Raw genomic sequence first — 22,288 nt, forward strand, 5'->3', positions numbered from 1 at the left:
CGCTGTTCAGGTTAGTTGAATCGGGTCTATATAAGGACCTCAGCCTTATATAGACCCGTTTCTTCGTCAATCCACCGGAATGGCACCTGCATGTGGTATCCGGCAGTTGGTGTGCTTTCCGGGTGAGACGAAACCGACCACGATGCCCCGTATGTGCTGGGCAAATGAAGAAAAACGGCACCACATCCAAAGGAACAACACGATGGCGGTGCAAAAGCCCCAACTGCGGCAACTCAACGACACGCACCCGCACCGATCTGAGCCACACCCGCGACTTCAAAGCCTTCCACTCCTACATCACGTGCACCGCAACACTGGCTGAAGTAGCCCGCCAGCAAGGAGTAAGCAGATGGACGCTTGATCGCCGGTTTACACCGTTTTGGCTCATAGAGGTAACCAACCCCGGTGAGTCTCACCGCGTCTACGACCAGATCTTCATCGACGGCACATATACCGCTGCCGGGTGCTTGCTCGTCGCCGCAAGCTATGACCATGTCATCGCCTGGCATTGGGCAAAAAGCGAAACCGCCCACGCCTACACGCAGCTTTTAAACAAGATCGCAGAACCCTTATGCGTTGTCCTTGACGGCGGGCAAGGCGCCTACACCGCTATCAAAGCGTGCTGGCCCAATGCACAGATCCAGCGCTGTGTGGTCCATGCCCAGCGCGTTATCCGTCGCTACACCACCTCTAAACCACGCACCAGCGCAGGCCAAGCCATTTACGCGCTCGCGTTGAAGTTGACGCGGATCACCACCATGGAACAGGCCCGCGAATGGACTCTGAACTTGCACGATTTCGGGGTCGTCTATGCCAGTTTCCTCAACGAGAAAACACCGGTGCCGAAGGAACGCAGAACCCTCAACCACCGGTGGGAATGGACCCACCTGCGGGTACGCAAGGCCTACAATTCGCTGTTGCACCTCTCGCGGAAGGGGTGGTTGTTTACCTATCTGCAGCCACCACCGCACGCGCTCGAACCAGGCCGGTGGGCCGCAACTACCAACAGTCTGGAAGGCGGAGTCAACGCGCAACTCAAACGACTCGCCGACGCTCACCGCGGCAGGACAGGAGAGCGCCAACGCACAATGCTCGAGTGGTACCTCCACTCCAAAACGCAGCTGCCTGACGATCCCCTAGGAATCGCCAGGCAGTGCAATTTCGGGCAAGACCAACTCGCCAAAGTCAACAATCTTGCCGAAGAAGACCACAACAAAGCCGACCAGGAAACAGGCCGACCAGCCTTCTACGACAACGCTATCCCAACCGAATACAACCACTCCATCGGAATCAGGAAAGGACCCTTCAAATAAAAATGCGCCCGACGGCGACACGCCGACCGGACACACTTTTTGCTACTTAACCCCGAGCTGCTGGCGCTGCTCATTGCTGAGCTTCGGTGCTGCATCAACGACAGCATCGACAAAGTTGTCGAACATGTGCGGCGACGGCACACGTGCGGCATCGAGGTAGCTATCCAGGTCTTCCTGGCTGACGCGGTAGGCAGAACCGAAACGGTGAACGGCAAGTCGGCCTTCTTTGATGGCCTTACGAAGCAGAGACTCTGAGCCGAGGCCGAGTTCGTTGAGGTCTTGCAGAGAGTAGAAACGAGGTCCGATAGTCGGGGTAGCGGTGTCTTGTGCAGACATAATAAAACGCTCCTGAGCAGTGTAAACTACCCGGAGCGGGGTGCTTTTCCGGCTATATTCAGGCGGCGTGGAGAGCCGTGCATAACTCGCTAGACGCTGGTCAGTGCGTCCATTGCTTTACCAGAGCGCTAACTCTGTACCTGACCGCTTTTGTGGCCGGTAATGCCGTTACCAGCCGGTCAATCTCGTCGGAGGGGCCGTGCTTATCTCGGTCGGTGGCTACACCTTTGTCAATATCCTCGGGGTTATCCCTTGTGCGTGGCTAGCAAGACCAGAAAATATAGAAACTCACCACGGACAATCTGCTGTACATATTACAGCAGTAGTGCGGTCTGCACAATACCTTTTTGTAACTAACAATTCACAGTGCGGTACAACGCAGTCCTGCAGTCTGTGTGCGGTAACCATGCGGTGAGTGTCAACATATCCGTACCTCTAACGGCAGTGGGAGGTCTGTGTGACAAACAGGTAGCTCGCAAAACCCCGGCTGCGGACCCTCACTTCCCGGACATAGAGAAAAAGTGAAAAAATTTAATTAATGGGGGTATACCAACCTTTCGTATTTTTTCATTTTTTCAGAGGCTCAGAGTATTGAAGGGTCTGAGGGCCATTTGGTCTACCACATAGTTTTGCCGCACACGGTGCTACTTAGCCACTTACGACGCATACATTCCGCTTACACCGTATGTTTACCGCACACAGTGATAGCCTCTGCCTTCTCGTAATTGCATAGGGGGTATCGTACCCACAACCCGTGTTCATTTAAATCGGAGCTGCTTCGCAGCCTGGTCACCGCGCTGGCAGCCACGCACTCGCCCGAGGAGCTGAACCTGGTGCTTGTGGATTTTAAAGGCGGGGCGACCTTCCTGGGCTGCGAGCAGCTGCCGCACACCGCGGCGGTGATTACCAACCTGGAGGAAGAATCCGTCCTGGTCGAGCGTATGTACGACGCCATCTCCGGGGAGATGAACCGCCGCCAGGAGATCCTGCGCCAGGCCGGCAACTTCGCCAACGTCGGCGACTACAACGCCGGGCGCGACCCGGACCAGTTCCCGCCGCTTCCCGCCCTGGTCATCGTGGTGGACGAGTTCTCCGAGCTGCTGGGCCAGCACCCGGACTTCGCCGACCTCTTCGTCGCCGTTGGCCGCCTGGGCCGTTCGCTGCACGTGCACCTGCTGCTGGCCTCCCAGCGGCTGGAGGAGGGCCGCCTGCGCGGGCTGGACTCACACCTGTCCTATCGGATCGGGCTCAAGACCTTCTCCGCCGCGGAGTCCCGCCAGGTCCTAGGCGCTACCGATGCCTACCACCTGCCCGCCCAGCCGGGTGCCGGCTACCTGAAGACCAACGGCGACGCCCTCGAGCGCTTCCAGGCCACCTACGTTTCCGGGCCGCTCGCCCGCCCGGCCGAACCAGCTGAAGGGGAAAGCGTACCGTCGGCCCGGGTGTCCGTCTTCGACGGCTGGGACGCTCACATCACCGAGGACAGCGAGCCGGAGCTTGTCTGGGATGAGTCGACGACGCTGCTCAACGAGGTCGTGGCCGCCGCCCGCGCGGAGGCCAACAACCGCGGGCACAGCGCCCACCGCATCTGGCTGCCGCCGCTGCCCGCCGCGGTCGAGCTGCCCGAGATCCTGCACCGGGCTGGCCAGACCACCCACCTGCAGGCCGCGGTCGGGCTCATCGACCGTCCCTACCACCAGCGCCAGGATCCCCTGGTGGTGGACTTTTCCACCGCCGGCGGGCACGCGGCCGTCTGCGGCGGCCCACAGACGGGCAAGTCCATGGCGCTGCGCACCCTCGTCGGCTCCCTGGCCGCGACCCACGGCACCGAGGCCATCCGTTTCTACGTCATCGACTTGGGCGGCGGGGCGCTAGCAAACTTAGACCGCCTGCCGCACGTGGCGGGCGTGGCCGGCCGCGACGAGCCGGACACGGTCCGCCGCGTCGTCGACGAGGTCACCGGCCTGGTGGAGCGCCCCGAGCCCCGCCACACCTTCCTGGTCCTAGACGGCTGGCACCACGTGGGCACCGCCGGCGCGGAGTTTAACGATCTCACGGAGAAGATCACCGCCCTGGCCGCCGACGGCCCCAGCGCCCGCGTCCACCTGGTCTTGTCCACGCCGCGGTGGACCACCCTGCGCCCGTCGATTAGGGACCTCATCGCCCACCGGCTGGAGCTACGCCTGGGGGAGGCCATGGAGTCCCTGGTGGACCGCAAGGCCCAGCAGAAGCTGCCGGCCCTGCCCGGCCGCGGGCTCACCGAGACCGGGGAGATGATGCTACTGGCGCGCACCTCCAACCAGGACGTGGCGCACCTGCAGTCCCGCGGCGGCGACCCGGTGCCCCGGCTCAAGACCCTGCCCGACCAGCTGCTCCCGTCCGACCTGCCCCGGCACGCGCTGACCGCCGGGCTGGTCTGGGGAATCGGCGGCCGCGACCTGGAGCCGGTGGCCTGGGACCCGGCCACCAGCGCCCACCTGGTCTGCGTCGGCGCCAGCGGGTCCGGCAAGTCTACCTTCGTCCGGGTTATTGCCGGAGCGGTGACTGGCCTGCCCCGGAAGGACGCGCGCCTGGTGGTCATCGATCCGCGCCGGGCGCACCTGGGCGCGCTCGACGAGGACATGCTCGCCGCCTATGCCGCCACGCCCGCGGCGGCGGAGAAGGCCCTGCGCGATACTGCGGCGACTATGCGCGAACGCCTGCCGGGGCCGGATATCACCCCGGCGCGCCTGCGCGCCCGCGATTGGTGGAGCGGCCCGGAGATCTACGTGGTCATCGACGACGCAGAACTAACCAGCGAGGCCGCCCTGCACCCGCTGGTGGAGCTCATCCCGCACGCCCAGGACATCGGCCTGCACGTCATCTTCGCCCGCAAGGCCGGCGGCATCGGCCGCGCCATGTTCGGCAAGTTCTGCTCGGCGCTCAAAGACACCCAGCCCGCCGTCCTGCTCCTGGACGCCGACAAGGAGGAAGGCCCCATCTTCGGCATGAAGCCGAAGCGCCAGCCGCCCGGCCGCGGCCGCTTCCACGTCCGCGGCGAGGAACTGGGCCTGTGCCAATTCATCCACGCCGACGACCAAGAAGACGCAGCACCGCCAGCCGCCGAAGAACGAGACGAGAGCAACCAAGCAGAAAGCAAGCGAAAGGACACCCCATGACGACCGCCGCACCCGCTTTGTTGACCATCACCATCCTGGACACCGCCACCATTTTCGAGGGCCCGGAAACCGTGTACCGCTACGACCTGCCCGGCACCGGGATAGTCGAGGGCTGGGCCCTGGACGGCGCGCTCGAGCAGGCGGAGAAGATCCTGGGCGCGCACTGGCCGGAAGCCTCCATCAAGGTCTGCGCGGATTCCAGCGCGACTGCGGTCTCGGCGGAAGCCGTGAGCATCATTACCCGGCAGCTCGAAGGCCGGGAGGTGCCGGTGGTGGACACTAATGAGCACGCGGTCTCCCATCCGGCAACCGAGGTCTTCGCCCCGCTCGCACCGGCTGCCGATGCCACCCTTACTGGCGGCTCACACCAGGACGCGCCGCGCGCCGAGCCGCTGCGGCCGAAAGCCGACGATTCCGCGAAGAGTGGGTGGTTCCAGCCCTTCTACGCGCTGCTGGCCGTGGTGGTGCTGATCGTGGCCGGCGTGGCCTGGTTCGTGGTCGGCCGCGGCGGCGATGCGAACGAGGAGAGCGCGGGCGGTGGGGCAACCGATAACGCGGTGGCGGCCGCCCCAGCCGGTCAGGACGCGGGCCCACCGGCGCCCGGGGAGGCGGGCAGCGACGGGCCGGCAAACGAGCCGCCGCCGGCACCGGAGCAGTTAAACGCGGCGGGCCTGTCGGTGCAGCTGCCGCAGGGCTTTCACGCCGAGGAATCCGCCGAGGGCGATGGGCTGGTCACGGCCACGGGGCCGGATCCGGACCTGCGGGTGCTCTTCGCCGCGGATCCGCTCTATTCGGTGCCCGCGGACTACTTGCTGGAACAAATCCAGGAAGAAATCGCCGACGACGACGCCCTGTCTCACCCGCAGGAGCACGACGGCCGGCTGACCTACGTGGAAAAGCCCGGGGACGACTCGCACGTGGTCTGGGCGACGTGGGTGGACGGCGATCACCAGCTGTCCGTGGGCTGTCACACCCGCGAGCTGCCCAGCGTCGCGCAGAAGGCGGCCTGCCGCATGGCCGAAGAATCCCTGGTCCGGGAGGGCTAGAACTTTTTTAAAAACACCGGGAACCGATCGCGCGGCAGGGCAGTCCAATAAAGATGAGGAAGGCACCGCGTCGGAAAGAACGTGGCGGCGGGGGACTTCCTCCACCAGTCTGAAAAGCAACCGCGACACACACATTCCGTGACACCACACTGTCAACCCGTTCGAGGAGGGGCGAACACTATGCACACTACGTTCAAGACCGAAGCCGAGGTCATGCAGGCCACGGCCGGGCATGTCGATTCGACCAATGAGGAAATCCAGGGCGAGCTGTCCCGCCTGCACAACGTCGTGGAGGGCGCCCGCGCGAGCTGGGAGGGCCGCGCGCAGCTGTCCTTCGACAACCTCATGCAGCGCTACAACGCCTCCGCCCAGCAGCTGCGTGAGGCCCTGTCCGCCATCTCGGACAACATCCGCAGCAACGCCCGCAACTTCGACGACGTCGAGGCCCAGAACGCGCAGGTCCTCAACAACGTCGGCGGCGCCGGCCTAGCCCTGTAGCCGCCCGGCACAACACCCACCGCGCGAGCGCACACAAGATAAACACCAGGAAGGAAAAATTCCCGCATGACCGCTATCAAGTACGAATTCGGCGCCATCGAGGCCGCCGCTGCCGATATCAACTCCACCTCGGCCCGCATCAACGGCCTGCTGGATGAGCTCAAGTCCATCATCGAGCCCATGGCCGCTACCTGGGAGGGCGAGTCCGCAGCCGCCTACCAGCAGGCCCAGCGCAAGTGGGACAACGCCGCCCTGGAGCTAAACCAGGTGCTGATGACCATCTCCCGCACCGTCTCCGAGGGCAACGACGCCATGAGCGACGTCAACCGCCGCGCCGCCGCCAGCTGGGGCTAAACGCACCCACCACACAATCCCGTCTGTCATCCCCGTCTTCCCCGTCCAAAGGGGAAGGCGGGGTTTGTGTGTAGTGGGGGAGCGTTGCCGTTGCCTAGCGGCGTTTTGGGATTTTGGGGCGAAACCACTAAAGTATTAGACCTATGTGTCTGAGCGAGACAGCCCTGCTTCGGGGCTGGACGCGGCGCCTAGTGCAGGTCTCCACCGGCCGCTGTATCTAGGGGCAGTCGAAGGACCATGGCGTTGGCCGGCAGTTCCGAGACAGACTTTCAAGGAGTCATTTTGTCTACTTTCCACCCTAAGAGCGGTGACATCACCCGCAAGTGGTACGTCATCGACGCTACTGACGTGGTGCTGGGCAAGCTCGCTTCCACCGTGGCAGACCTGCTGCGTGGCAAGCACAAGCCGCAGTTCGCACCGAACGTTGACTGTGGTGACCACGTCATCATCATCAACGCTGACAAGATCCACATCTCTTCCAACAAGCGTGACCGCGAAAAGCGCTACCGCCACTCCGGCTACCCGGGTGGTCTGAAGACCATGACCCTGGGTCAGTCTTTGGACGCAAACCCGGTTCGCGTTATCGAAGAAGCTGTCACCGGCATGATGCCGCACAACAAGCTTTCCCGTTCTTCCGCCCGCAAGCTGCACGTCTTTGCAGGCGAGGAGCACCCGTACGCCGGCCAGAAGCCGGAATCCTACGAGCTTAAGCAGGTGGCACAGTAATGACCGAGCAGAACAACATTGACAACAACGTGGCAGACGCTGCTGACATCGCAGCCGCAGCCGCCGCAACCGAAGAGTTCACCAACACCATCGGTGACGTCGTTGCTCCGGAGTCCGCCGAGGAGACCGAGGCTGCTGCCCCGGCCATCCACGAGGGCCCGATCCAGACCGTTGGTCGCCGTAAGCGCGCCATCGCTCGTGTCCGCTTGGTTGCCGGCTCCGGCGAGATCGTGGTCAACGGCCGCACCCTGGACGACTACTTCCCGAACAAGTTGCACCAGCAGGATATCCTCACTCCGCTGACCCTGCTGGACCGCGAGAACCAGTTCGACATCAAGGTCACCGTCAACGGCGGCGGCCCGACCGGCCAGGCCGGCGCTCTGCGCCTGGCTATCGCCCGCGCACTCAACGTCTACAACCCGGCTGACCGCGCCGCCCTGAAGAAGGCCGGCCTGCTCACCCGTGACGCCCGTGCCGTCGAGCGCAAGAAGGCTGGTCTGCACAAGGCACGTCGTGCCCCGCAGTACTCCAAGCGTTAATTCTTCGCTGGTACTTACACTTACGCCGCTTGGGCCCTTCCCTTTGGGGAAGCCCAAGCGGCGTTTGTGTTTTCTAGTCCCGGGGCCTTGGCCGGGGCCTAGGACACCCGGGTCCTTTGCCGGGGCCTAGGACGGCGAGGGTCTAGAAGACCGAGTCGTTCCACCAGCGGCGCTCCGGGGTACCGCAGCGGGATCCGGTCTTGTCCAGCTTGATGCCCACCACCTGGTGGAGCTGGACGATGTTGTGCTCGAAGCCCCACTGGGATCCGGCCATGTACATGCCCCACAGGCGGGCGGTCGGCAGGCCGACCAGGCTGACGGCCTCCTCCCAGTTGTCCTTGAGGTTCTCGCACCAGGCCGACAGTGTGCGCATGTAGTCGAAGCGCAGGTTTTCCTCGTGGAAGACCTCGAAGCCGTGGTCCTGCATCTTGCGGACGATGGTGCCTGAGCCGGTCAGCTCCCCGTCGGGGAAGATGTAGCGGTCGATGAAGGAACCGCGCGGGGTCTTGTGGTTGTCCGGGTAGGTGATGCAGTGGTTGACCATCACGCCGCCCTCGCGCAGCTTGCCGGACAAGAAGTCGAAGTAGTTGGCGTAGTTCTTCACGCCGATGTGCTCCATCAGGCCGATAGAGGAGATGGCGTCGAAGTTATCCTCCGTCACGTCGCGGTAGTCCATGTAGCGGATCTCGGCCAGATCCTCGAGGCCTTCCTCCAGGATCTTCTTCTGCCCCCACTCGGCCTGCTCGCGTGAGAGCGTCACGCCGATGGACTTCACGCCCCGGCGGGCGGCGTAGCGGACCATGCCGCCCCAGCCGCAGCCGAGGTCCAGGTGGCGGTCGCCTTCCTTCAGGTGCAGCTTCTCAAAGACCAGGCGGTACTTGTTGTCCTGGGCCTCGTCCAGGGATGCGTCCGGGCTGGGGTAGTAGGCGCAGGTATAGGTCATGGAATCGCCCAGGAAGAGCTCGTAGAAGTCGTTGCCCACGTCGTAGTGATCGGAGATGACGTCTGCGTCGCGTTCCTTGGAGTGCCGGGACAGGCCCTGGCGCAGCATGCGCTCGAACCGGCCGGCGCGCTCGGCCTCCGGCACCGGCTGGATCTGGATAGCGCCCATCGAGGCCAGCGAGCGCACGATCTTCAGCAGCGTGCTGGTATCCGGCCGCTCGAACTTCCGGTACATCTCGTGCAGGGCGTCGAAGATGCCGTAGGGGTGTGCCAGGTGCTCGCCCTTGACCGTGATGCCGTCGGTGATAAAGGCGCGGGCCAGGCCGACGTCGCCCGGGGCGGTGGCGATATAGGACAGGCCCTCTACGTTGTTGATGGACACGTGATACTGCGAGTCCGGGTTGCCGGTGGAAGAACCATCGAACGCGGTCCAGTAGAAGGGGTTGGCGGCAGGGACGAAGGCATCGATGATTTCGGCGACCGTCATCGGCTGAAACTTACCGGGCATGGATAGGGCTTCCTTTCGTTGGTTTAAGAGTTGTTCACGGTCTTGTCGTAGAGGGTGGGAAAACGGCCCGCCGGGTCGGCCTGTTGTTTCATCTTCTCCGGCAGGTCGCCGCCGTAGAGCTCGGCGAACTGCTCCGGAGTATAGAAGGCCTCGGAGTACAGGGACTTGTGTCCGCCCAGCTCGCTGACCTTGGCCTCGATGACTTTGTTGAAGGCGCCGGGCTCCTGTGCCGGGCTGACGTGGTCGGCCGGGACCCCGGACCAGAACCCGACGTTGATCCAGGTCGTTCCCGGCTTCAAGGGGTACAGCGGCCAGGGCGCGTCCGACTCAGCGGTAACCTCTCCGGTGCCGACTAAGTCCTCGACGCCGTCGCGCAGCCGGATGGGGCACAGCCACACCGGCTGGATATCGCTGGCGGCAAAGAACCAGGCGAGCCACTGAGCGGTCTTGTCGGCGGTGACCTCCACGTCCTGGACCACCCGCTCGGAGGCCGGCAGGCCCTTGGGCTTTTTGAGGAAGTTGTATTCCAGCTGGTACTTGCGGTCCAGGCGCACGATTTTCCAGTAGAAGGAGCTGCGGCGCCACTGGCGCGGCCAGATCTTGCGCACCGTCGGGTTCTGCGCCCCGAAAGCCCGGGAGCACCAGAACCAGTCCGTATCCCAGCGCCAGATGTAGTCGCGGATGCTCAGCAGGTCGTGGCTCGTGCCGTTAGGGTGCTGCAGGCTGCGGTAGTAGATGGCCTGGCCGGTGTAGTTCGAGGTGTGGACGGCGGCATCGCCAGCCGCGACCGCCAGCACCAGGTAGGCCTCCTGCGGGCTGAAGGCCACCCCGTCGAGGCCGTGCAGGCGGGCGCCGTCGAATTCCCCGCTGGCGGAGGCCTCGGCCAGAGCGTCCTGGAAGCTTTCCAGGTCGTGGAAGCGCACGGAGCGGACCTCGATGAGGGAGGGGACTTCCTCGAGCTCGATAGTCAGGCGGACCGCGTAGCCCAGCGAGCCGTAGGAGTTGGGGAAGGTGCGGAACAGGTCCACGTTTTCTTCCCGCGAGCAGGTCATGATCTGCCCGTTGCCGTCGAGGACGTCCATCTCCAGCACGGATTCGTGCGGCAGGCCGTTGCGGAAGGAAGTGGATTCCACCCCCATGCCGGTGACCGCTCCGCCCAGGGTGATGGTTTTCAGCTGCGGAACCACCAGCGGCGCGAGCCCGAAGGGCAGGGTCGCGTCCACCAGGTCCTCGTAGGTGCACATGCCCTGCACGTCGGCGGTCTGGGCCACCGGGTCGATAGCGATGACCCCGTCCAGGCCGCTCACGTCCAGCCCCGGGGTGGTGGACTCGCGGCCGCGGAAGAGGTTGGAGGTTTTCTTCGCCAGGCGCACCCGCTTGCCGGCGGGGACGGCCTGGAAGCTGTCCAGCAGCCGGCGCACGCCTTCTGCGTGGCGGTGCCAGCCGATGGGTTGAATGCTTTCCGCGTCGACAGTGCGGCCGGGCAACGCGCTTGCTAGCGCATTAGTAGCTCGACCGGTGACGTTAATCAGTGATTCTCTTAAGGTTCGGCCTGCGCTCATATGGGGCCATTTTAAGCGTGTCCGGGCGCGGCGCTATTCGGTGCTGGCGCGGCTACCCCACTTTAGGTGAGTGGAACGAGTGGGAATAGATCCGGTCCGTTCGCGCGAAGCATAAAGGTAGGGGCATAATGTTGGACATGACTCGACTATTTGGCACCGACGGAGTACGAGGTCTGGCCAACCAGAAGCTGACCCCCATGCTGGCACTGAAACTTGGCCAAGCGGCGGCGGAGGTTTTTACCGCCAACCGGGAATCCTACGAGCGCCGCCCGCTCGCTATCATCGGCCGCGACCCGCGCGTGTCCGGGGAGATGCTCGACGCGGCGATCGCCTCCGGGCTCGCCTCCCGCGGCGTGGACGTGCTGCGCGTGGGCGTGCTGCCGACCCCGGCGATTGCCTTCCTCACCGATGACTATGGGGCGGACCTGGGCGTGATGATTTCCGCGTCGCACAACCCCATGCCCGACAACGGCATCAAGTTCTTCTCCGCCGGCGGGCGGAAGCTGCCGGACGCGGTGGAAGACGAAATCCAGCAGACGATGGACACCCTGAGCGAGGAGGGCCCGACCGGCACCAAGCTGGGTCGCATCATCTCGGAGGCCCCCGATGCCCGCGAGCGCTACCTCAAGCACTTGGCCGAGGTCGTTACCGCCGACCTGTCGGGTATCACCGTGGTGGTGGATACCGCCAACGGCGCCGCCTCCAAGGTCGCCCCGCAGGCCTACGAGGCCGCCGGCGCGACGGTGATTCCTATCCATCACAAGCCGAACGCCTTCAACATCAACGAGGACTGTGGCTCCACCCACATCGAGCAGGCACAGAAGGCAGTCGTGGAGCACGGCGCGGACCTTGGCCTGGCCCACGACGGCGACGCCGACCGCTGCCTGGCTGTCGATGCCGCCGGCAACGTCGTCGACGGCGACCAGATCATGGCCATCCTGGCCGTCGGCATGCACGAGGACAACGACCTGCGCCACAAGACTCTGGTCGCCACCGTCATGTCCAACCTGGGCCTGACGCTGGCGATGCAGGAGCAGGGCATCGAGGTCGTCCAGACCAAAGTCGGCGACCGCTACGTGGTCGAAGAGCTCATCCGCGGCGATTTCTCCCTCGGTGGCGAGCAGTCCGGACACATAGTCCTGCCGGACGACTGCACCACCGGCGACGGCACCCTGACCGGCCTGTCGCTCATGGCGCGCATGGCCCGTTCGGGCAAGTCCCTGCAGGAGCTGGCCAGCGTGATGAAGGTCCTGCCGCAGGTGCTCATCAACGTGCCGGTCTCCGACAAGTCCGCCATCATGGGCAACGACGAGGTGAAATCCGCCATCGCCCAGGCTGAGGAGGAACTCCACGGCACCGGCCGCGTGCTGCTGCGCCCGTCGGGCACCGAGGAACTCTTCCGCGTCATGGTCGAAGCCGCGGAGAAAGAGCAGGCCCGCAAGGTCGCTGGCCGGCTCGCCGCCGTGGTCGCCGGCGTCTAAACCACCCGCACCACCGGCACCCGAAACCCCAAAAGGTTCCCGCAGAAATTGGCGGGAACCGCCGGGGACTTCCGGCAGTCCAAATAAGGTGAAGCTGCTCCCACCGGGGCGGCCAAAACCTTAAAAAGACGAGACTGCAAGAAAGGGAGTCCCTCGGTGCCGGAAATTGAGTTCGACCACACTGATATTGTCGCTCGCCTGGGACGGGTATCCACCGGCGTGAGCGCGCAGCGCCAGGCGCACCTGCGCCGCGTGCCGGAGTACCCGCAGGCCGCCGCCGGCCGTGATTTCGCCGGCCACGGGCAGCGCATCCAGCAGCTGCTCAACCGCCTGCATGAGCTGGGCGGATGGCGCATTAACAATATGGACGCAACCGTGCGCGCCGCGGCCGACCAGTTCACCGCCTTCTACCGCAGCGATGACGCGTTCGGCGCCCGCCTGGGGCAGGGGGATGACCATGAGCAGCACTAGCGCCATGACCCGCAGCCAGTTAGCCGATTATTCCCGCTCGGTGAGCAATTTCCAGCTGGCCAGTCAGGGCGCGTATTCCGGCCCCAGCCTGCCCGTCGGGGTGCTGCAGCGGATGGTCGCCTCCGTCGACGGGCTCAGCAGCGCCGACCTGGTGGCGGGCACCCGCGCGGCCGTGGGCGCGGACCGGCCCAGCGGTGGCGGTGGGGAGCTGCGCGAATTCCTCTTGGGCGGCGGCTTCCTTGCTGCCGGCGATAAGCTGCTGGACCGCCTGCGCACCATCAACGACGACCACGAGGAAGACCGCACCCAGGCCGACGAGCTCGCTCGGGACGCGGAGCACTGCGCCCAGGCCATCGATGACGTGGTGCACATCTCCGACTCCGCGATCGGCGAGCTGCTCAGCGCCGCCATCGGGCTGCTGGACATCCTGGCCATGGTGCTGCGCCGCCACCCCATGGCCCAGTTCCTTATCCCAGCCATCTCTGCCATCGGCGGCCGCGTCATTGAGGACACCAACAAGCAGGTCGCCGGCACCTGCCGGGAGCGCGACGAGGCCATCGACAGCTGCTACGAGGAATTCGAGCGCCGCTGCGAGTGCGCCTGCGAGCGTCCGCTACCACCCGAACCACCGCAAGCCCCCGCGGAACCCGAGCCCTGCGCCGAGGACCAACCCCAACCCAAGCCAGAGGCCGAGCCCAAGCCCAAACCAGAAACGCAGCCCAAGCCCGAGCCCAAACCGCAGCTCAAGCCCGCTCCGATTGCCGGCCCACCACCGACCGAACCGTCGTCCCTGGACCCTGCGCCCAAGCCGGCTCCCGAGCCTGAATCACAACCAGGACCAGAAAAACAACCAGAACCGCAACCGCAGCCCAAACCGGCTCCGGAACCCAAGCCTGAGCCCTGCCCGGAGCCCGCACCAAAGCCCCAGCCGCAGCCCGAACCTAAACCGGAACCCGAGCCTGAGCCCTGCCCGGAGCCGGAGCCAGCACCGGAAACCGAACCGGCCGGACAGCCCGTACCCGAGCCGGAGCCTGAACCCGAACCGGAACCTGAGCCAGCACCTGAGCCGGCACCCGAGCCCTGCCCGGAGCCGGCCCCGTGTGAGCCCGCACAAAATTGCTGCGGTGCCCTCGGCGTCGCCGGTGCTGGCGTGGCCTTCATCGGGGTAGGCCTGCTGCTGGCGGCCGCGGCCGAGTGCCCGGAGGGTATGGACTGCCCGGAACCAGAACCAGCTCCTGAGCCAGACCCAGCCCCATCCCCAGAACCCGAGCCCTGCCCGGAGCCTGAGCCGGAACCTAAACCGCAACCCGAGCCGGAGCCTGCACCTAAGCCGGGGCCGCCGGACCTGTCAGAAGTGCCGGAGCCGGAACCGCCGGCAGGCAAGCTGGCCCATATGGATGCCGCGCCGCCGGCACCGGAGCCGGCGCCTGAGTCTGCTGCCCAGCCGGCAGCGCCCGAACCGGCGGCACCGCCTGTTGCGGACGCCGGTGGTGGGGCGGGACCCGCCCCGCAGGAGCCGCAAGTGCAGGAAGAAGATGCTGGAGATGAACCGCAAGAGCGAGCCCGAAAGGCAGGACGATGGTAAACGACTTCGACGAATTTGCCCGGCAGTTCCGCCAGCGCACCGCGGCGCGGCTGCTGGAATTTGAACGCACCCTGGCCAAGGCGCAGGAAGATTTAGAAAAGGCCGCGGACAATGCCAAGAACCAGGCCAGTGCTGAGGCGAAGGCGACCGGCAAGGCGGCGCGGACGTCGGCGGCGCGACCCGGGGCGCCGGCGCGGTTGGGGCGGGATGAGCGCAGAAAGCCCCAGCGCACCAGTGCGCCGGGGCAGGTAAAATCCGTGCTGCGGAGGGGCTAGTCGTCGCGGGTGACGCCGGCCTTCTCACTGAGGTCTTCGCCGATGAAGCTCTCCACGTTCTTGCCGACGGCCTCCGGATCGGAGAAGTCGGAGTACTTGCTGTCGTTGTTGAGCTGGTGGAGGAAGAAACCGGTGATAAGGCCGCGGGCGGTCTCCGTGGGGCCGCCCTCAAAGGCCGGGGAGCCGAGCATGAGCTTGGTCAGGCGGTCTTCGCTAAAGCCCTGCTGGGTTCCCTTGGCGATCTCCCGGTAGGAGCAGTCGCCGGCCCAGTTGTAGGCCAGCTTCGCCGGGTTGCCGGCGCTGAAGATATCGGAACGGCCGGACCCGATGACCAGGCCGGGGATCTCCAGGCGGCGGGCGGCGCGGGAGGCCGACGGGGCAGTGGAGGCGGGGTAAATGGCCGCGACAGCGCGCACCTTGTCGTTATCGACGCTAGCCAGGACGGCGGCGCCGCCGCCCATGCCGTGGCCGACCATGCCGAGCTTGCCCGGGCCGACGGAGATATTTCCCTGGCCGAGCTTCACGCCAGCGGCGATTTGCAGGGCGGTTTCCATGTCAGCGGCTAAGTTGCGGTGGTTCGGGTGAAAGCCGGTCTCCGTGTCCGGGGCGACCGCCACGATCCCCCACGAGGCCAGGTGGCGCAGCGTGGCGTGGTAGCTTTTCACCTTCTTCATCCAGTCGTGGCCGAAGGCCACAGCGGGCAACGCGTTGCCTTCGGCAGGGGTATACACCTTGCCGTTCAGGCCGGCGTACGACAGATCGCCGACGAGTACCCGGTGCGGGCCGCGCTTGGACAGGGTCGATAGATGCTTCTTCAAATTCGCAGACACATCTACCAGGATAGAGCAAACCTTGGCGCGGTAGCACCTGACCGGGGCCGAAAACTTTGGGCAGTTATTACGGCGAGGTGAATATACAACCTGAATCCGTTGGAGTGCTGGATGATGCTGTAATATCTGGGGCTATGTGTGGAATCGTCGGATACGTTGGTCAATCGGGAAACGACCATGAATATTTTGCCCTCGACGTCGTGCTGGAGGGGCTGCGCCGCCTGGAATACCGCGGCTATGACTCCGCCGGCATCGCTATGTACGCGGACGGGGAAATTAGTTGGCGCAAGAAGGCCGGCAAGGTAGCCGAGCTGGATAAGGAGCTGGCCAACCGCCCGGTGTCGGACTCGGCCCTGGGTATCGGCCACACCCGCTGGGCCACCCACGGCGGCCCCACCGACATCAACGCCCACCCGCACGTCGTCGACGGCGGGAAGCTCGCCGTCGTGCACAACGGCATCATCGAGAACTTCTCCGAGCTGCGCACCGAGCTCATCGACAAGGGCGCCCACTTCGCGTCGGAGACCGACACCGAGGTCGCCGCCACGGTGCTCGCCGACGTCTTCCACGGCGAGGCCGAGGGTGACCTGACCCGCGCTATGCAGCTGGCCTGCCAGCGCTTCGAAGGTGCCTTCACGCTGCTGGCCATCCACGCGGATCAGCCGGACCGCATTGTGGCCGCCCGCCGCGACTCGCCGCTGGTCATCGGCCTGGGCGAGGGCGAGAACTTCCTGGGCTCCGACGTGTCGGGCTTCATCGACTACACCAAGTCCGCCGTCGAGATCGACAACGACCGCGTCGTGACCATCACCGCGGATGAGGTCGCCATCACCGATTACGACGGCAACCCGGCCGAGGGCAAGCCGTTTGAAATCATGTGGGACGCCGCGCAGGCGGAAAAGAGCGGCTTCGACTCGTTCATGGACAAAGAGATCCACGACCAGCCGAGCGCAGTCCGCGACACCCTGCTGGGCCGCTTCGACGAGTCCGGCAAGCTGATCCTGGACGAGCTGCGGATCGAGGAATCCGTGCTCAAGTCCATCGACAAAATCATCGTCATCGCCTGCGGCACCGCCGCCTACGCCGGCCACGTGGCCCGCTACGCCATCGAGCACTGGTGCCGCATCCCCACCGAGGTGGAGCTGGCGCACGAGTTCCGCTACCGCGATCCGATCGTCAACGAAAAGACGCTCGTGGTGGCCCTGTCCCAGTCCGGCGAGACCATGGACACCCTGATGGCCGTGCGCCACGCCCGCCAGCAGGGCGCGAAGGTCATCGCCATCTGCAACACCCAGGGCTCGTCCATCCCGCGTGAGTCCGACGCCGCGCTGTACACCCACGCGGGCCCGGAGATCGCGGTGGCCTCCACCAAGGCCTTCCTGGCGCAGATCACCGCCACCTACCTGCTGGGCCTGTACCTGGCACAGTTGCGCGGCAACAAGTTCACCGACGAGGTCGAGTCCATCCTGCGCGAGCTGCGCGCCATGCCGGATAAGATCCAGGAGGTCATCGACGGCGAGCAGCAGGTCGCGGACCTGGCCAAGTCCATGCAGAACGCGACCTCCGTGCTCTTCCTGGGCCGCCACGTCGGCTTCCCCGTCGCCCTGGAGGGTGCGCTGAAGCTGAAGGAAATCGCCTACCTGCACGCCGAGGGCTTCGCCGCCGGCGAGCTCAAGCACGGCCCGATCGCGCTCATCGAGCAGGGCCAGCCGGTCTTTGTTATCGTGCCGTCCCCGCGCGGCCGCGACTCGCTGCACTCCAAGGTGGTCTCCAACATTCAGGAGATCCGCGCCCGCGGCGCCGTCACCGTGGTCATCGCCGAGGAAGGCGACACCGCGGTCGAGGACTACGCGGACTACATCATCCGCATCCCGCAGGCCCCGACCCTGATGCAGCCGCTGCTGGCTACCGTGCCGCTGCAGATCTTCGCCTGCAACGTCGCCTCCGCCAAGGGCTACGACGTGGACCAGCCGCGTAACCTCGCAAAGTCGGTGACGGTAGAGTAGCTTCCATGTCGTTACTCACCGCCCGCATCGATTTGGATGCCATCGTCCACAATGTTGCCTACCTCAAGGACAAAGTGGGACCGGGCACCCGGCTGATGTGCGTGGTGAAGGCGGACGCCTACGGGCATGGAGTCGAGAAGGTGGCCCCCGTGATGGAGGCCGCCGGCGCGGATGCCTTCGGCGTGGCCACCACGGCAGAGGCCGTGCGCCTGCGCCAGGTCGGCGTCAACCAGCCTATCGCGGCGTGGATCTGGGACCCCAGCGACGATCTCTCGGAGGTCTTAGCCCACGGGATTACCGTCGGCGTGCCCTCCCTGGAGCACGCCCGGGCACTCATCAACCAGGAGACCCCGGCCAGCGTCATCATCGGCGTGGAGACCGGGATGCACCGCTCCGGTATCCAGCACGCGGACTGGCCGGAGGCCTTTAAGCTGCTGCGCGATTGCCCCTTCCTGGAGGTCACCGGCCTGATGTCGCACTTCGCGTGCGCTGATACCCCGGATCACCCGCACAATGACTACCAGGAACAGCAGTTCCGCGACGCGCTAGAGCAGGCGCGGTCGATGGGCCTAGAATGCCCGGTCAACCACCTGGCGAATTCCCCGGCCACCCTGACCCGCCCGAGCGCCCACTTCGAGCAGGTGCGCGTGGGCCTGGCCTGCTACGGCCTGGAGCCCATCGAGGGCATGGAACATGACCTGCGCCCGGCGATGACCTGGGCCGCCACCGTCATCAACGTCAAGCCGATCGAGCCGGGGGAGGCCACCTGCTACGGCCTGACCTGGAGCGCGTCCGAGCCGGGCTACCTGGCTACCGTGCCCGCCGGCTACGCCGACGGCCTGCCGCGCAACTTCCAGGACAAGCTGGAGGTGGGCATCAACGGCCACCTCTACCCGCAGGTCGGCCGGGTGTGCATGGACCAGATCGTGGTGGACCTGGGGCCCAACCCGCACGGGGTGGTCATCGGGGACGAGGCCGTGCTCTTCGGCACCGGCGGGCGCAGCGCCACGGACCTGGCGAACGCCGCCGGGACCATCAACTACGAGGTGGTCTGCCGGCCCACCGGGCGCACCCAGCGGACCTACCTGCCCCGGCAGGAGGCCTAGCATGCGCAGCGATTTTCCCTCCCACGGCAGCGAGACCCTGAGCACCCGCGAGCATACCCAGGACCTAGGTGCACGGCTGGGACGCGCGCTGGAGGCCGGCGACGTGGTGATCCTGGACGGCCCGCTGGGCGCGGGCAAGACCACCCTGACCCAGGGCATCGCGCAGGGCCTGGGCGTGAAAGGCCGGGTGACCTCGCCGACCTTCGTCATCGCCCGAGAGCACCGCGCGAAGCAGCCCGGCCCGAACCTGGTGCACGTGGACGCCTACCGCCTGCTGGATGACTTCGGCGCCGGCTCAGGTGATCCCATCGGGGACCTGGACGCGCTGGACCTGGACACGGAGCTGGCCGACGCCGTCGTCGTCGCCGAATGGGGCGGCGGGCTGGTCGAGCAGCTCAGCGACGACTTCCTGCTCGTGCGCATCGACCGGGAAAGCGCGCGGGCTGACGACGCCCCACTGGATGAAGACGGACCCCGCGTTATTTCCTGGCAGTGGCACAGCCGCTAGCCGGCCGCGCCCGCGGCTACCGCGGAGGCACCACACACTCGCGGAACCTGCACGATGTACCATTGCAGGGCGTAAAAACAATGCCCAAGCCTGTCTAGGTACTTAATCCCCATAGAACTAATCCGATAGTCGGGCGTACGACTGTCGCGCAGAAGGAGTCACCATGATGAAACTGTCCAAGTCAGCCGCCGCACTGGTGGCCGTCGTCACCGTCGGCTTCCTCATCGCCATCCTGGGCCTGGTCGGCTGGACTGCCGCCCGCGCCGACGAGCCGGTCGGCCGCGTGGGCCACATCCTGGAAGAGACCAAGAACAAGGGCCTGCACGGCACGGCCCTGTCCCCGGCGGATGTCTACGGCGAGGAGTGGACCGCCGCGGCGTTCGTCTGCCCGGGCGTTTCCGGCGATGAGCTTCGGGAAGCTTTCGGCCTGAACCCGGACGAGCTGGACCTGGTGGACGGCAAGGTCCCGGAGGACACCAACTACCTGGTGGCTCTGGACGAGGACCTGAACAGCTTCCCGGAGAAGCTGGACCGCAGCGAGGTTGACCTGTGCTCCCAGCAGGTCCCGCCGGTCATCAACGGCTTCTCCCTGCTGCCGTTCATGCAGAACCAAGACGGAACCTGGGTCCTGGCGTCCTAATGCGTGTTCTGTGCATCGACACCTCCACCACGGATCTGGTCACCGGTCTGGTGGATATCGACCCGGCCCAGCCGGGCAACGCGGCTTATGCCCAACCGTCGGCGGTCCAGGACGCGACTGTTAAGGACACCCGGGCCCACAATGAGCTGCTGATGCCCACCATCGACCAGCTGCTGGGCGGGGACTATTCCCAGCTGGACGCCGTCGTGGCCGGGTGCGGGCCGGGGCCGTTTACCGGCCTGCGCGTCGGGATGGTCACGGCCTCGGCCCTGGCGCAGGCGCGCGGCATCCCGGTCTATGGGCTCTGCTCGCACGACGCCATCGCGGTGGCCGCAGCCGCCCAGGACAGCGGTGCCGCGGAAGGTACGCACACCAGCGGCTCCGCAGAAACCGGCGAGTTCGTGGTGGCTACCGATGCCCGCCGCAAGGAGATCTACTACTCCGTCTACCGCGGCACCGAGCGCGTCAGCGGGCCGGACGTGGCCCGCCCCGAGGACGTGGACTTCCCGGATGCTGTCACTGCCGTCTACATCCCCGCGGCGCTGGGGGAGCGGCTGCCGGAGAAGTGGCACGCCGCTGTGCGCCCGGCGCTGAACCCGCGCCCGGCCGCGCTGGCAGCAGCCGTGGACTTTAACGCGCAGCCGGAGCCGCTGGTGCCGCTGTACCTGCGCCGACCCGACGCGAAGGAGCCGGCGCCGAAGCCGCGCTCGGCGGCCATCCCCGAGGTTGAGCTGTGAGCCTCGTCCTGCGGGAGCTGAAAGCATCCGACGCCGCCCGGTGCGCCGAGCTGGAAACCGTGCTCTTCCCGGGGGAGACCCCCTGGTCGCAAGAGGTATTCCAGGCGGAGTTCCGCCAGCCGCACACCTTTTACCTGGGCGTGCAGGATACCGAGGCGGATCTGTTGGTCGGCTACGCAGGCATCGGGCGGATGGGGCCGGCCGATGACCCGGAGTATGAAATCCACACCATTGGCACGGATCCGGCGCACCAGCGCCGCGGTATTGGCCGGATGATGATGGACAATATCTGCTTCATCGCCGACCGCGAGAAGGCCCCGATCTTTTTGGAAGTGCGCGTGGACAACGTGCCGGCGATTAGCCTGTACGAGGCCTATGGCTTTCACCGGCTGGGCGTGCGCCGCAACTATTACCAACCCTCCGGCGCGGATGCCTACACTTATAAGCGAGAAGGCGGGCAGCCCGCCGACGACAGTTAGCAAGCAGCGAACTAGCAACCAGAGAACTAACAACCAGCCTGGCGCCGGGCCACAGCGCGGCCGGGGCGGGAATGACAAGAAACTAAAGAAGGCGAACGGCAATGATCGTATTGGGAATCGAGTCCTCCTGCGACGAGACTGGCGTCGGCATCGTGGAGGTCGACGAGGCCGGACAGATGCACGTTCTAGCGGACGCGGTGGCCTCGTCCATGCAGCAGCACGCCCGTTTCGGCGGCGTCGTGCCGGAGATCGCTTCCCGCGCTCACCTGGAGGCCATGCCCCAGGTGATGGAGGAGGCCCTGCGCCAGGCCGGTGTTGAGCGCCCCGATGCCGTGGCCGCTACCGTCGGCCCGGGCCTGGCGGGCGCGCTGCTGGTGGGCGCCTCCGCGGCCAAGGCCTATGCCGCCGCCTGGGGCGTGCCCTTCTACGGGGTCAACCACCTGGGCGGCCACGTTGCCGTAGCCAACCTGGAGGGCAAGTCGCTGCCGCACGCGGTGGCCCTGTTGGTCTCCGGCGGACACACCCAGCTACTGGAGATCGACGCCGTCGGCCGCCCCATGCGGGAGCTAGGCACCACGCTTGACGATGCCGCCGGCGAGGCCTACGACAAAGTCTCCCGCCTGCTGGGCCTGGGGTATCCGGGCGGGCCGGTCATCGACAAGCTCGCCGCCCGCGGCGAGCCCACCATCAAGTTCCCCCGCGGGCTCAGCAAGGCCGAGGATCTGCGCGGCGAGAACCGCCACGACTTCTCCTTCTCCGGCCTGAAGACCGCCGTGGCCCGCTACGTCGAGCAGGCTGAGCGCAACGGTGAGGTCATCTCCGTGGAAGACACCTGCGCCTCCTTCCAGGAGGCCGTCTGCGACGTGCTCACCGCCAAGGCCGTGCGCGCCTGCCAGGACACCGGCGCCGGTGTCTTGTTGCTCGGCGGCGGAGTGGCCGCCAACTCCCGGCTGCGCGAACTTGCCGCCGAGCGCTGCGCGGCAGCCGGCATCGAGCTGCGCGTCCCGAGCTTCAAACTCTGCACCGACAACGGCGTTATGATCGCCGCTGTCGCCGCCCAACTCATCACCGAAGGCGCCGAGCCCTCCGGCCTCGCCACCGCTACGGACACCCAGCTGGAGGTTGAGATCCCGCTGGTTCCGGCAGGTTCCTAAGCGCGTAATCCTGGAAACCGTGAATTTACCGCTT

The 22,288-nt window shown here is 65.8% G+C and carries 21 protein-coding genes and 1 pseudogene; 18 read left to right on the forward strand and 4 right to left on the reverse strand.

Features of this window, described 5'->3' with window-relative positions:
- Positions 1-122: 122 nt before the first annotated feature.
- Positions 123-1,313 carry an IS1249 family transposase gene (locus CCONF_RS02275; protein WP_435384076.1) on the forward strand — a complete coding sequence of 397 codons (1,191 nt, stop codon included), beginning with the start codon at positions 123-125 and terminating at the stop codon, positions 1,311-1,313.
- Between the two features lie 42 nt (positions 1,314-1,355).
- On the opposite strand, the gene CCONF_RS02280 is transcribed toward CCONF_RS02275, so the two are convergent.
- The gene (locus CCONF_RS02280) at positions 1,356-1,649 is read right to left on the reverse strand and encodes a helix-turn-helix domain-containing protein (protein WP_290224785.1); all 294 of its coding nucleotides are present in this window, start codon (positions 1,647-1,649) and stop codon (positions 1,356-1,358) included.
- Between the two features lie 728 nt (positions 1,650-2,377).
- On the opposite strand from CCONF_RS02280, the pseudogene eccCb reads away from it, so the two are divergent.
- The 6 genes and pseudogenes from eccCb to rpsI form a co-directional block, all read left to right on the forward strand.
- A pseudogene (eccCb, locus tag CCONF_RS02285) lies at positions 2,378-4,807 on the forward strand (type VII secretion protein EccCb); the annotation flags it as partial.
- Entirely contained in the window at positions 4,804-5,853 is a 1,050-nt protein-coding gene (locus CCONF_RS02290) for a type VII secretion-associated protein (RefSeq protein ID WP_290224787.1), read from the forward strand. The pseudogene eccCb and the gene CCONF_RS02290, both read left to right, overlap by 4 nt.
- A 180-nt stretch (positions 5,854-6,033) precedes the next feature.
- The gene (locus tag CCONF_RS02295; RefSeq protein ID WP_070769164.1) at positions 6,034-6,351 is read left to right on the forward strand and encodes a WXG100 family type VII secretion target; all 318 of its coding nucleotides are present in this window, start codon (positions 6,034-6,036) and stop codon (positions 6,349-6,351) included.
- Between the two features lie 66 nt (positions 6,352-6,417).
- Positions 6,418-6,705, forward strand: a complete 288-nt coding sequence (locus tag CCONF_RS02300; RefSeq protein ID WP_070769165.1) for a WXG100 family type VII secretion target — start codon at positions 6,418-6,420, stop codon at positions 6,703-6,705.
- Positions 6,706-6,987: 282 nt separating this feature from the next.
- On the forward strand, positions 6,988-7,431 hold the full coding sequence (gene rplM / locus CCONF_RS02305) for a 50S ribosomal protein L13 (RefSeq protein ID WP_070769166.1): 444 nt from the start codon (positions 6,988-6,990) through the stop codon (positions 7,429-7,431).
- Positions 7,431-7,970, forward strand: coding sequence for a 30S ribosomal protein S9 (rpsI, locus tag CCONF_RS02310; protein ID WP_290224792.1), 540 nt, complete (start codon positions 7,431-7,433; stop codon positions 7,968-7,970). Before rplM ends, rpsI begins: the two co-directional genes overlap by 1 nt.
- Before the next feature lie 142 nt (positions 7,971-8,112).
- Here rpsI and CCONF_RS02315 read toward each other — a convergent pair whose 3' ends face one another.
- Positions 8,113-9,420: an SAM-dependent methyltransferase gene (locus CCONF_RS02315; protein ID WP_290224794.1), complete on the reverse strand. Its 1,308-nt coding sequence runs from the start codon at positions 9,418-9,420 to the stop codon at positions 8,113-8,115.
- Between the two features lie 23 nt (positions 9,421-9,443).
- On the reverse strand, positions 9,444-10,982 hold the full coding sequence (locus CCONF_RS02320) for an FAD-binding oxidoreductase (protein WP_290224796.1): 1,539 nt from the start codon (positions 10,980-10,982) through the stop codon (positions 9,444-9,446).
- 137 nt (positions 10,983-11,119) lie between these two features.
- Between CCONF_RS02320 and glmM the strand changes: the two genes are divergently transcribed.
- The 4 genes from glmM to CCONF_RS02340 all read left to right on the forward strand — a co-directional run bounded on the left by glmM (position 11,120) and on the right by CCONF_RS02340 (position 14,794).
- On the forward strand, positions 11,120-12,463 hold the full coding sequence (gene glmM, locus CCONF_RS02325; protein ID WP_290224798.1) for a phosphoglucosamine mutase: 1,344 nt from the start codon (positions 11,120-11,122) through the stop codon (positions 12,461-12,463).
- A gap of 156 nt (positions 12,464-12,619) precedes the next feature.
- Positions 12,620-12,934 carry a hypothetical protein gene (locus CCONF_RS02330; RefSeq protein ID WP_290224800.1) on the forward strand — a complete coding sequence of 105 codons (315 nt, stop codon included), beginning with the start codon at positions 12,620-12,622 and terminating at the stop codon, positions 12,932-12,934.
- Entirely contained in the window at positions 12,921-14,519 is a 1,599-nt protein-coding gene (locus tag CCONF_RS02335; RefSeq protein ID WP_290224802.1) for a hypothetical protein, read from the forward strand. The genes CCONF_RS02330 and CCONF_RS02335 overlap by 14 nt, the downstream gene beginning before the upstream one ends.
- On the forward strand, positions 14,513-14,794 hold the full coding sequence (locus tag CCONF_RS02340) for a hypothetical protein (RefSeq protein ID WP_290224805.1): 282 nt from the start codon (positions 14,513-14,515) through the stop codon (positions 14,792-14,794). Before CCONF_RS02335 ends, CCONF_RS02340 begins: the two co-directional genes overlap by 7 nt.
- Here the strand turns inward: CCONF_RS02340 and CCONF_RS02345 are convergent.
- On the reverse strand, positions 14,791-15,624 hold the full coding sequence (locus tag CCONF_RS02345) for a poly(ethylene terephthalate) hydrolase family protein (RefSeq protein WP_290224807.1): 834 nt from the start codon (positions 15,622-15,624) through the stop codon (positions 14,791-14,793). The two genes, CCONF_RS02340 and CCONF_RS02345, sit on opposite strands and share 4 nt — an antisense overlap.
- 134 nt (positions 15,625-15,758) lie before the next feature.
- Here CCONF_RS02345 and glmS point away from each other — a divergent pair, with 134 nt between their 5' ends.
- The 7 genes from glmS (at position 15,759) to tsaD (ending at position 22,254) form a co-directional block, all read left to right on the forward strand.
- Entirely contained in the window at positions 15,759-17,630 is a 1,872-nt protein-coding gene (gene glmS, locus CCONF_RS02350) for a glutamine--fructose-6-phosphate transaminase (isomerizing) (protein ID WP_290224809.1), read from the forward strand.
- Positions 17,631-17,635: 5 nt separating this feature from the next.
- Complete coding sequence (alr, locus tag CCONF_RS02355) at positions 17,636-18,736, forward strand: alanine racemase (protein WP_290224811.1); 1,101 nt, start codon at positions 17,636-17,638, stop codon at positions 18,734-18,736.
- Between the two features lies 1 nt (position 18,737).
- The gene (gene tsaE / locus CCONF_RS02360; RefSeq protein WP_290224813.1) at positions 18,738-19,244 is read left to right on the forward strand and encodes a tRNA (adenosine(37)-N6)-threonylcarbamoyltransferase complex ATPase subunit type 1 TsaE; all 507 of its coding nucleotides are present in this window, start codon (positions 18,738-18,740) and stop codon (positions 19,242-19,244) included.
- 163 nt (positions 19,245-19,407) lie between these two features.
- Positions 19,408-19,884: a hypothetical protein gene (locus CCONF_RS02365; RefSeq protein ID WP_290224815.1), complete on the forward strand. Its 477-nt coding sequence runs from the start codon at positions 19,408-19,410 to the stop codon at positions 19,882-19,884.
- The gene (gene tsaB, locus CCONF_RS02370; RefSeq protein WP_290224817.1) at positions 19,884-20,621 is read left to right on the forward strand and encodes a tRNA (adenosine(37)-N6)-threonylcarbamoyltransferase complex dimerization subunit type 1 TsaB; all 738 of its coding nucleotides are present in this window, start codon (positions 19,884-19,886) and stop codon (positions 20,619-20,621) included. Before CCONF_RS02365 ends, tsaB begins: the two co-directional genes overlap by 1 nt.
- Positions 20,618-21,100 (forward strand): ribosomal protein S18-alanine N-acetyltransferase, encoded by a 483-nt coding sequence (rimI, locus tag CCONF_RS02375; RefSeq protein WP_290224819.1) that lies wholly within the window; start codon positions 20,618-20,620, stop codon positions 21,098-21,100. Before tsaB ends, rimI begins: the two co-directional genes overlap by 4 nt.
- Before the next feature lie 101 nt (positions 21,101-21,201).
- On the forward strand, positions 21,202-22,254 hold the full coding sequence (tsaD, locus tag CCONF_RS02380; protein WP_290224821.1) for a tRNA (adenosine(37)-N6)-threonylcarbamoyltransferase complex transferase subunit TsaD: 1,053 nt from the start codon (positions 21,202-21,204) through the stop codon (positions 22,252-22,254).
- The last annotated feature ends 34 nt before the right edge of the window (positions 22,255-22,288 follow it).

Source organism: Corynebacterium confusum (assembly GCF_030408715.1).
GTDB lineage: Bacteria > Actinomycetota > Actinomycetes > Mycobacteriales > Mycobacteriaceae > Corynebacterium > Corynebacterium confusum.